Here is a 6,586-nt window from a genome sequence, read left to right as displayed (position 1 = left end):
GTCATGCCTTTTTTGTGGCCGTCGAGCTCTTCGAGCACGATCATGGGCAGGAAGATGTCGTGTTCTTCGAAGCGGAACAGGCACATCGGGTCGTGCATCAACACATTGGTGTCGAGCACGAACAGCTTGGCTGGGCCCGTGCGCTTGGCTTTTTTCGGCTTGACCGGCTCGGGCAGGGCAATGCTCTCTTTTGCGCGGCTGTTCGGCGTGCTTCTTTCCGGATTTGCGGGCTCTTTGCCCCTGAATGCTGCGGGATGGCTGCCTTCCCCTGCCGCGCGGCTGTCAAACAGGTCCATCACCGGGGGTTTTTGGGCGGATTCGACGCGCTCCGTTTTCCGGGCGACCTTCGAAGGCGAGCGGGCGGGCGCGTCAAGCGCATCAGGTGAGAGCAGGGCGGCACGTTTTGTCGGGGCGGGGGGCAGGGGCATAGTGCTTAAAACTCTCTAAAAAAGAAGGGTTCCAGAAGCGAAAAAGCCGCCTTGAAACCAGGGCGGCTTTGTCTTTTGGCGCAGTTGCGAAACTCAACAGCATGAGTTCATTATGCACAACTCAGGTGACAGGGCAATCGTTTGTTGCTAACTGGCCTCAGTAAGGTTCAGGCGGCCTTTTTGAGGGCTTTGACGGCCTTGAGTACGTCATCCACATGGCCTGGCACTTTCAGGCCGCGCCATTCCTCTTTCAGCAGGCCGTCGGCGCCTACCAGGAAGGTGCTGCGCTCGATGCCTTTAACCTTTTTGCCGTACATGATCTTGTTTTTGACTACGCCGAACATGTGGCACATTTTTTCTTCGGTGTCCGCAATCAGCTCGAACGGCAACTCAAGCTTGGACTTGAACTCGTCATGGGACTTCATGTTGTCGCGAGAGACGCCGAAGACGGTTGCGCCGGCCTTCACGAAATCCTTGTAGCGGTCACGGAACTGCATGGCTTCCGTGGTGCAGCCGGGCGTGTTGTCCTTGGGGTAGAAGTAGAGCACCACGACTTTGCCGAGGTGAGACTGGTTGGAAACCTTGATGCCGCCGGTGGCGATCGCTTCAAATTCGGGGAGTGGTTTATTGACGACGACTGCCATACTGAGTAGACCCTGACGAAAGTAGTTGTAATTGGCCGCGCCTTTTGGCAACCGGCCTGGGACGTCGTCCCGGGATATGGCACCAAATGCAACCCTAGATTTTACCCTGAAAGAGGGGGCATTTCAGCCCTCTGTTCCTCCTGTTTCAATCAGCAAGGCGGCAATCACTTGCCGGCCTTCACCGGCAAGGATGTTGTAGGTACGGCAGGCCGCGAGTGTGTCCATGGTCTCGACGCCGATGCGGTGTTCCATCAGGCTGCGCAGGAATGCGGGCGGCACAAAGCGCAGGCGGGCACCGCTGCCGAAGATCACGAGTTCGGGCCGGGTTTCGGCAAGCAAGGCGAAATGCTCCGCCGTAAGCTGCTCAAAGCGCGCGCATTTCCAGTCGAATTTCTCGCCGCGCGAGCCGATCACCACGCTGTGCTCGATTTTTTCTGCGACCCCCTCGCGCCCCAAACCCACCCAGCCGGGGCCGTAGGCGAGGATGGACTGGACGTCGAGGCGGTCTGGCTGGAGTTTCATGGGGGAGGGTCAGGCGTTGGAAAGGCGTGGCGCCGGGGCTTGAGGCACCGCTGCCTTGGCAGCGAAAAGCCTCGTTTATGTGGTCAAATTATAGATTCCGCCCGAATTTCGCGCCGCAATGCGTTGAATCTTCCCCGTTGCCGGCAGGGTGAGCCGGAGCAGCCACAGTCCTACGTCTTCTGAACGCTTCATGAAACCGATCACCAAATCCGCCAAGCTTGCCAATGTGCTGTACGACATCCGCGGCCCGATCATGGACGCCGCCAAGCAGATGGAGGAAGAGGGCCAGAAACTCATCAAGCTCAACATCGGCAACCTGGCGGTGTTCGGTTTTGATGCGCCCGAGGAAGTCCAGCAGGACATGATCCGCAACCTGCCGGCCTCGGCCGGTTATTCGGACAGCAAGGGTATTTTTGCCGCGCGCAAGGCGGTGATGCACGAAACCCAGAAGCAGGGCATCAAGGGCGTCACGCTGGACRACATCTACCTGGGCAACGGCGCGAGCGAGCTGATTTCCATGGCGACCAATGCCTTGCTCGACGATGGCGATGAACTGCTGCTGCCGGCACCCGACTACCCGCTGTGGACCGCGTCCACCAGCCTCTCGGGCGGCACGCCGGTGCACTACCGCTGTGATGAAAGCAATGGCTGGATGCCCAACCTGGACGACATCCGCGCCAGGATCACGCCCAGGACCAAGGCCATCGTGGTCATCAACCCCAACAACCCGACGGGCGCGCTGTATTCCGACGAGTTGCTCAAAGGCATCATCGGCATCGCGCGCGAGCACGGCCTGGTCATCCTCGCCGACGAGGTCTACGACAAGGTGCTCTACGACGACGTCAAGCACACGGCCATTGCCAGCCTGTCGACCGACGTGCTCACGCTGACCTTCAATTCGCTTTCCAAGAGTTACCGCTCCTGCGGCTACCGCGCGGGCTGGCTGGTGGTGTCCGGCCCCAAGAAGCAGGCCCAGGACTACATCGAAGGCCTGAACATGCTGGCCAACATGAAACTGTGCTCCAACGTGCCGGGCCAGTGGGCCATACAGACCGCGCTGGGCGGCTACCAGAGCATCAACGACCTGACCTGCGAGGGCGGGCGCCTGCGCCGCCAGCGCGACATGGCCTACGAACTCATCACCGCCATTCCCGGCGTCACCTGTGTCAAACCTAGCGCCGCGCTCTACATGTTCCCGCGGCTGGATCCCAAGGTCTACCCGATCAAGGACGATCGCCAGTTCTTCCTGGAACTCCTCAAGGAGACCAAGGTCATGCTGGTGCAGGGCACGGGCTTTAACTGGGCCGAGCCGGATCACTTTCGCATCGTCTTTCTCCCGCATGAGGAAGACCTGCGCGAAGCCATTGGGCGCATTGCGAAGTTCCTGGAGAACTACCGCAACACACGAACTTGATCCTGTATCCGGCCTCTCCTTTCTCCGCTGCCCTGACGGCGGCGAGCCTCCAGATCACTTAAAGCAAGACCTCAGCGACTATGAAACCGACGAATTTGAGCCCCATCCGCGTAGGCCTTCTGGGCATAGGTACCGTGGGCAGCGGCACCTACAACGTGCTCCAGCGCAACCAGGAAGAAATCCGCCGCCGCGCCGGCCGGGGCATTGAAATCACCATGGTCGCCGACCTCGACGTGGCGCGCGCCAAGGCGGCCGTCGGCGCGGGTGTGCAGGTGGTGGACGACGCGCGCAAGGTCGTGGCCAGCCCCGACGTCGACATCGTGATCGAACTCATAGGCGGCTACGGCATCGCCAAACAGCTGGTGCTGGAAGCCATCGAGGCCGGCAAGCATGTCGTCACCGCCAACAAGGCGTTGCTGGCCGTGCACGGCACCGAGATTTTCGCGGCGGCCCATCGCAAGGGCGTGATGGTGGCGTTTGAGGCGGCCGTGGCCGGCGGCATTCCCATCATCAAGGCGCTGCGCGAGGGCCTGACCGCCAACAGCATCCAGTGGATCGCCGGCATCATCAACGGCACCACCAACTTCATCCTGTCCGAGATGCGCGACAAGGGCCTGGACTTTGACGTCGTGCTCAAGGAAGCGCAGCGCCTGGGCTACGCCGAGGCCGACCCCACCTTCGACATCGAGGGCGTGGACGCCGGCCACAAGGTCACCCTGATGTCGGCCATTGCCTTCGGCATCCCGGTGCAGTTCGACAAGGCCTACGTTGAAGGCATCACCGGCCTGGCCGCGCAGGACATCCGCTATGCCGAACAGCTCGGCTACCGCATCAAGCTGCTGGGCATCACCAAGCGCGCCGCCAACGGCATCGAGCTGCGCGTGCACCCCAGCCTGGTGCCGGCCAAGCGCCTGATCGCCAATGTGGAAGGCGCGATGAACGCCGTGGTGGTGCAGGGCGACGCCGTCGGCACCACGCTGTACTACGGCAAAGGCGCGGGCAGCGAGCCCACCGCCAGCGCTGTGATCGCCGACCTGGTCGATATCGCCCGCCTGCATACCGCCGACCCCGAACACCGCGTGCCGCACCTGGCTTTCCAGCCCGACGCCATGAGCGACCTGCCCGTGGTGCCCATGTCCGACGTCGTCACCAGCTACTACCTGCGCCTCAAGGTCGCGGACGAGGCCGGCGTGCTGGCCAAGGTCACCGGCATCCTGGCCGGCGCCGGCATCAGCATAGACGCGGTGCTGCAGCGCGAAGCCGATGAAGTGGGCGGCGAGGGTTCCACCCACACCGACCTCATCATCCTCACGCACGATTGCGTGGAAGCCAAGATGAACAACGCCCTGGCGCAAATGCAGGCACTGCCCACGGTGCTGGCGCCTATCACGCGCATCCGCAAGGAAGAACTGGCATGAAGAGGGCCTGGTTGCCGGGTTTGTTTGCCGCTCTTGCCTGCATAAGCTGCACCGCCCAACAACCCGCGCAGGAGGACAGCTGTTACGGCAATGCCTTCGGAAAAGGCGCTGTCGACGCCATGAACGTCACCTACGAAGGGAAAGTCGTCCCGAAGGTCGTTGTCGATTCGGCTGCCGTCACCGGTCCCTTTCGATCGCCTCCTCTTGAGATAGCGACGATTCAGCGTGGGGCTTCTACGGAATTCATCGGTGGGCACATCAATGACGGTCTGGCCAGCTGGACAGGCCTGGATCTGGACAGCCGCGAGATTATCGTCATCACGCGGACGGTCTGGGACAAAAGAGCGGCGACGAGCCGTCCTTTCGAATTTCCAGCGCCTGACAAATACCCCCCTGAGACCGAGACCGTGGTTCGCAAGTGGACGTCCGAGGACGGAAACCGCAAGGAACTTGAGATCGTGCGGCGCTCCCCTCTGCGAGCAGAAGAGATTCAGGCCTTTGTCTGTTTGGCGAACATCGAGTGGGCACATCCTCGCCGGCCAGCCGTGATGATGCCCACCGATACGCTTTCAAGCCGCTTCACCCTGATTTCCGTAGGCCCCAAAGTCTCCGCGTCGCCCGCAATCAAGGATATAGACCAGTATGGGGTAACTGGATTTATCCTGAATTCACTGGTGGCAAGTCGCCAGAACATTTGGAAATACTGAGCTGTCATGCAATACATCTCCACCCGCGGCCACGCCGACCGCAAACGCTTTTGTGAAATCCTGCTCGAAGGCCTGGCGCCCGATGGCGGCCTCTACCTGCCCGAAACCTATCCGCAGGTTAATGAGGCGACGCTGGCCAAATGGCGCGGCCTGTCTTACGCTGAGCTCGCTTTCGAGGTTCTCTCGCTCTACGTTGACGACATTCCCGCCGCCGACCTCAAGGCGATCTGCGACAAGACCTACACCGAAGCGGTGTTCGGCACCAAGGCCATCGTCCCGCTGAAGAAGCTTGAAGAGGCTTCGACAAGCTCAGCACGTACGGATTTGTACCTCGAAGCCCTGTCCAACGGCCCCACGCTGGCCTTCAAGGACATGGCCATGCAGCTGCTGGGCAACCTGTTCGAATACGAACTGGCCCGCCGCGGCGAAGAGCTCAACATCCTGGGCGCCACCAGCGGCGACACCGGCAGCGCGGCCGAATACGCCATGCGCGGCAAAAAGGGCGTGCGCGTTTTCATGACCTCGCCCAATGGCCGCATGAGCCCCTTCCAGCAGGCGCAGATGTTCAGCCTGCAGGACGAAAACATCCACAACATCGCGGTCGATGGCGTGTTCGACGACTGCCAGGACATCGTCAAGGCCGTGTCCAACGACCTGGCCTTCAAGCGCCAGTACAAGATCGGCACCGTCAACTCCATCAACTGGGCGCGTTTGATGGCGCAGGTGGTCTACTACTTCGCCGGTTACTTCCAGGCCACGAGCAAGAACACCGAAAAAGTCGACTTCACCGTGCCCTCGGGCAACTTCGGCAACGTCTGCGCCGGCCATGTGGCGCGCATGATGGGCCTGCCCATCGGCAAGCTGGTGGTGGCCACCAACGAGAACGACGTGCTCGACGAGTTCTTCCGTACCGGCGTCTACCGCGTGCGCAGCAGCGCCGACACGCACGAGACCTCCAGCCCCTCCATGGACATTTCCAAGGCCTCGAACTTCGAGCGCTTTGTGTTCGACCTGCTGGGCCGCGACGGCGGCAAGACCAAGGCCTTGTTCCACGACCAGCTCGGCAGCCAGGGCCAGTTTGACCTCAGCGCCGAGCCGGCTTTCAAGGCGGCCGCGCAGCGCTACGGTTTTGTCAGCGGCAAGAGCACCCATGCCGACCGCCTCGCGACGATTCGCGACACCCACAAGCGCTTCGCCACCACCATAGACACCCACACCGCCGACGGCGTGAAGGTGGCGCGCGAGCAACTGCAGCCCGGCGTACCCATGATCGTGCTGGAGACCGCGCTGCCCATCAAGTTCGCCGCCACGATCGAAGAAGCACTGGGCCATGTGCCTGAGCGGCCTGCGAAGTTCGAGGGCATAGAGGCCTTGCCCAAGCGCGTCAAGGTGCTGCCCGCCGATGCGGCCGTGATCAAGCGCTACATCGCCGACCATGTGCATTGACCCGGGC

General features: G+C 61.7%; 7 protein-coding genes. 4 read left to right on the top strand and 3 right to left on the bottom strand.

Features of this window, described 5'->3' with window-relative positions:
- The 3 genes from AC1DXS_RS18340 to AC1DXS_RS18330 form a co-directional block, all read right to left on the bottom strand.
- Positions 1 to 428: PIN domain-containing protein (locus tag AC1DXS_RS18340; protein ID WP_477738901.1), on the bottom strand; the 428-nt coding region annotated here is incomplete at its 3' end.
- A 167-nt stretch (positions 429 to 595) separates the two neighbouring features.
- Complete coding sequence (locus AC1DXS_RS18335) at positions 596 to 1,072, bottom strand: peroxiredoxin (protein ID WP_007867029.1); 477 nt, start codon at positions 1,070 to 1,072, stop codon at positions 596 to 598.
- Between the two features lie 123 nt (positions 1,073 to 1,195).
- Positions 1,196 to 1,594, bottom strand: a complete 399-nt coding sequence (locus AC1DXS_RS18330; RefSeq protein ID WP_477738900.1) for an Mth938-like domain-containing protein — start codon at positions 1,592 to 1,594, stop codon at positions 1,196 to 1,198.
- Between the two features lie 190 nt (positions 1,595 to 1,784).
- Here AC1DXS_RS18330 and AC1DXS_RS18325 point away from each other — a divergent pair, with 190 nt between their 5' ends.
- The 4 genes from AC1DXS_RS18325 to thrC all read left to right on the top strand — a co-directional run bounded on the left by AC1DXS_RS18325 (position 1,785) and on the right by thrC (position 6,579).
- The gene (locus tag AC1DXS_RS18325) at positions 1,785 to 3,008 is read left to right on the top strand and encodes a pyridoxal phosphate-dependent aminotransferase (RefSeq protein ID WP_477738899.1); all 1,224 of its coding nucleotides are present in this window, start codon (positions 1,785 to 1,787) and stop codon (positions 3,006 to 3,008) included.
- 95 nt (positions 3,009 to 3,103) lie between these two features.
- Positions 3,104 to 4,426 carry a homoserine dehydrogenase gene (locus AC1DXS_RS18320; RefSeq protein WP_477738904.1) on the top strand — a complete coding sequence of 441 codons (1,323 nt, stop codon included), beginning with the start codon at positions 3,104 to 3,106 and terminating at the stop codon, positions 4,424 to 4,426.
- Positions 4,423 to 5,133 carry a hypothetical protein gene (locus tag AC1DXS_RS18315; RefSeq protein ID WP_477738898.1) on the top strand — a complete coding sequence of 237 codons (711 nt, stop codon included), beginning with the start codon at positions 4,423 to 4,425 and terminating at the stop codon, positions 5,131 to 5,133. The genes AC1DXS_RS18320 and AC1DXS_RS18315 overlap by 4 nt, the downstream gene beginning before the upstream one ends.
- Positions 5,134 to 5,139: 6 nt before the next feature.
- Positions 5,140 to 6,579: a threonine synthase gene (thrC, locus tag AC1DXS_RS18310; protein ID WP_477738897.1), complete on the top strand. Its 1,440-nt coding sequence runs from the start codon at positions 5,140 to 5,142 to the stop codon at positions 6,577 to 6,579.
- Positions 6,580 to 6,586: the final 7 nt, after the last annotated feature.

The organism is Polaromonas sp. P3_B1 (assembly GCF_056402935.1).
Note: the sequence above shows the minus strand (reverse complement) of the source record. Positions and strands in the feature narration are given on the sequence as shown.

What these genes read in the sequence shown, in the direction of transcription:
- thrC (WP_477738897.1), top strand. Translation starts at nt 5,140, where the DNA reads ATGCAATACATCTCCACCCGCGGCCACGCCGACCGCAAACGCTTTTGT.
- AC1DXS_RS18335 (WP_007867029.1), bottom strand. Translation starts at nt 1,072, where the DNA reads ATGGCAGTCGTCGTCAATAAACCACTCCCCGAATTTGAAGCGATCGCC.
- AC1DXS_RS18315 (WP_477738898.1), top strand. Translation starts at nt 4,423, where the DNA reads ATGAAGAGGGCCTGGTTGCCGGGTTTGTTTGCCGCTCTTGCCTGCATA.
- AC1DXS_RS18330 (WP_477738900.1), bottom strand. Translation starts at nt 1,594, where the DNA reads ATGAAACTCCAGCCAGACCGCCTCGACGTCCAGTCCATCCTCGCCTAC.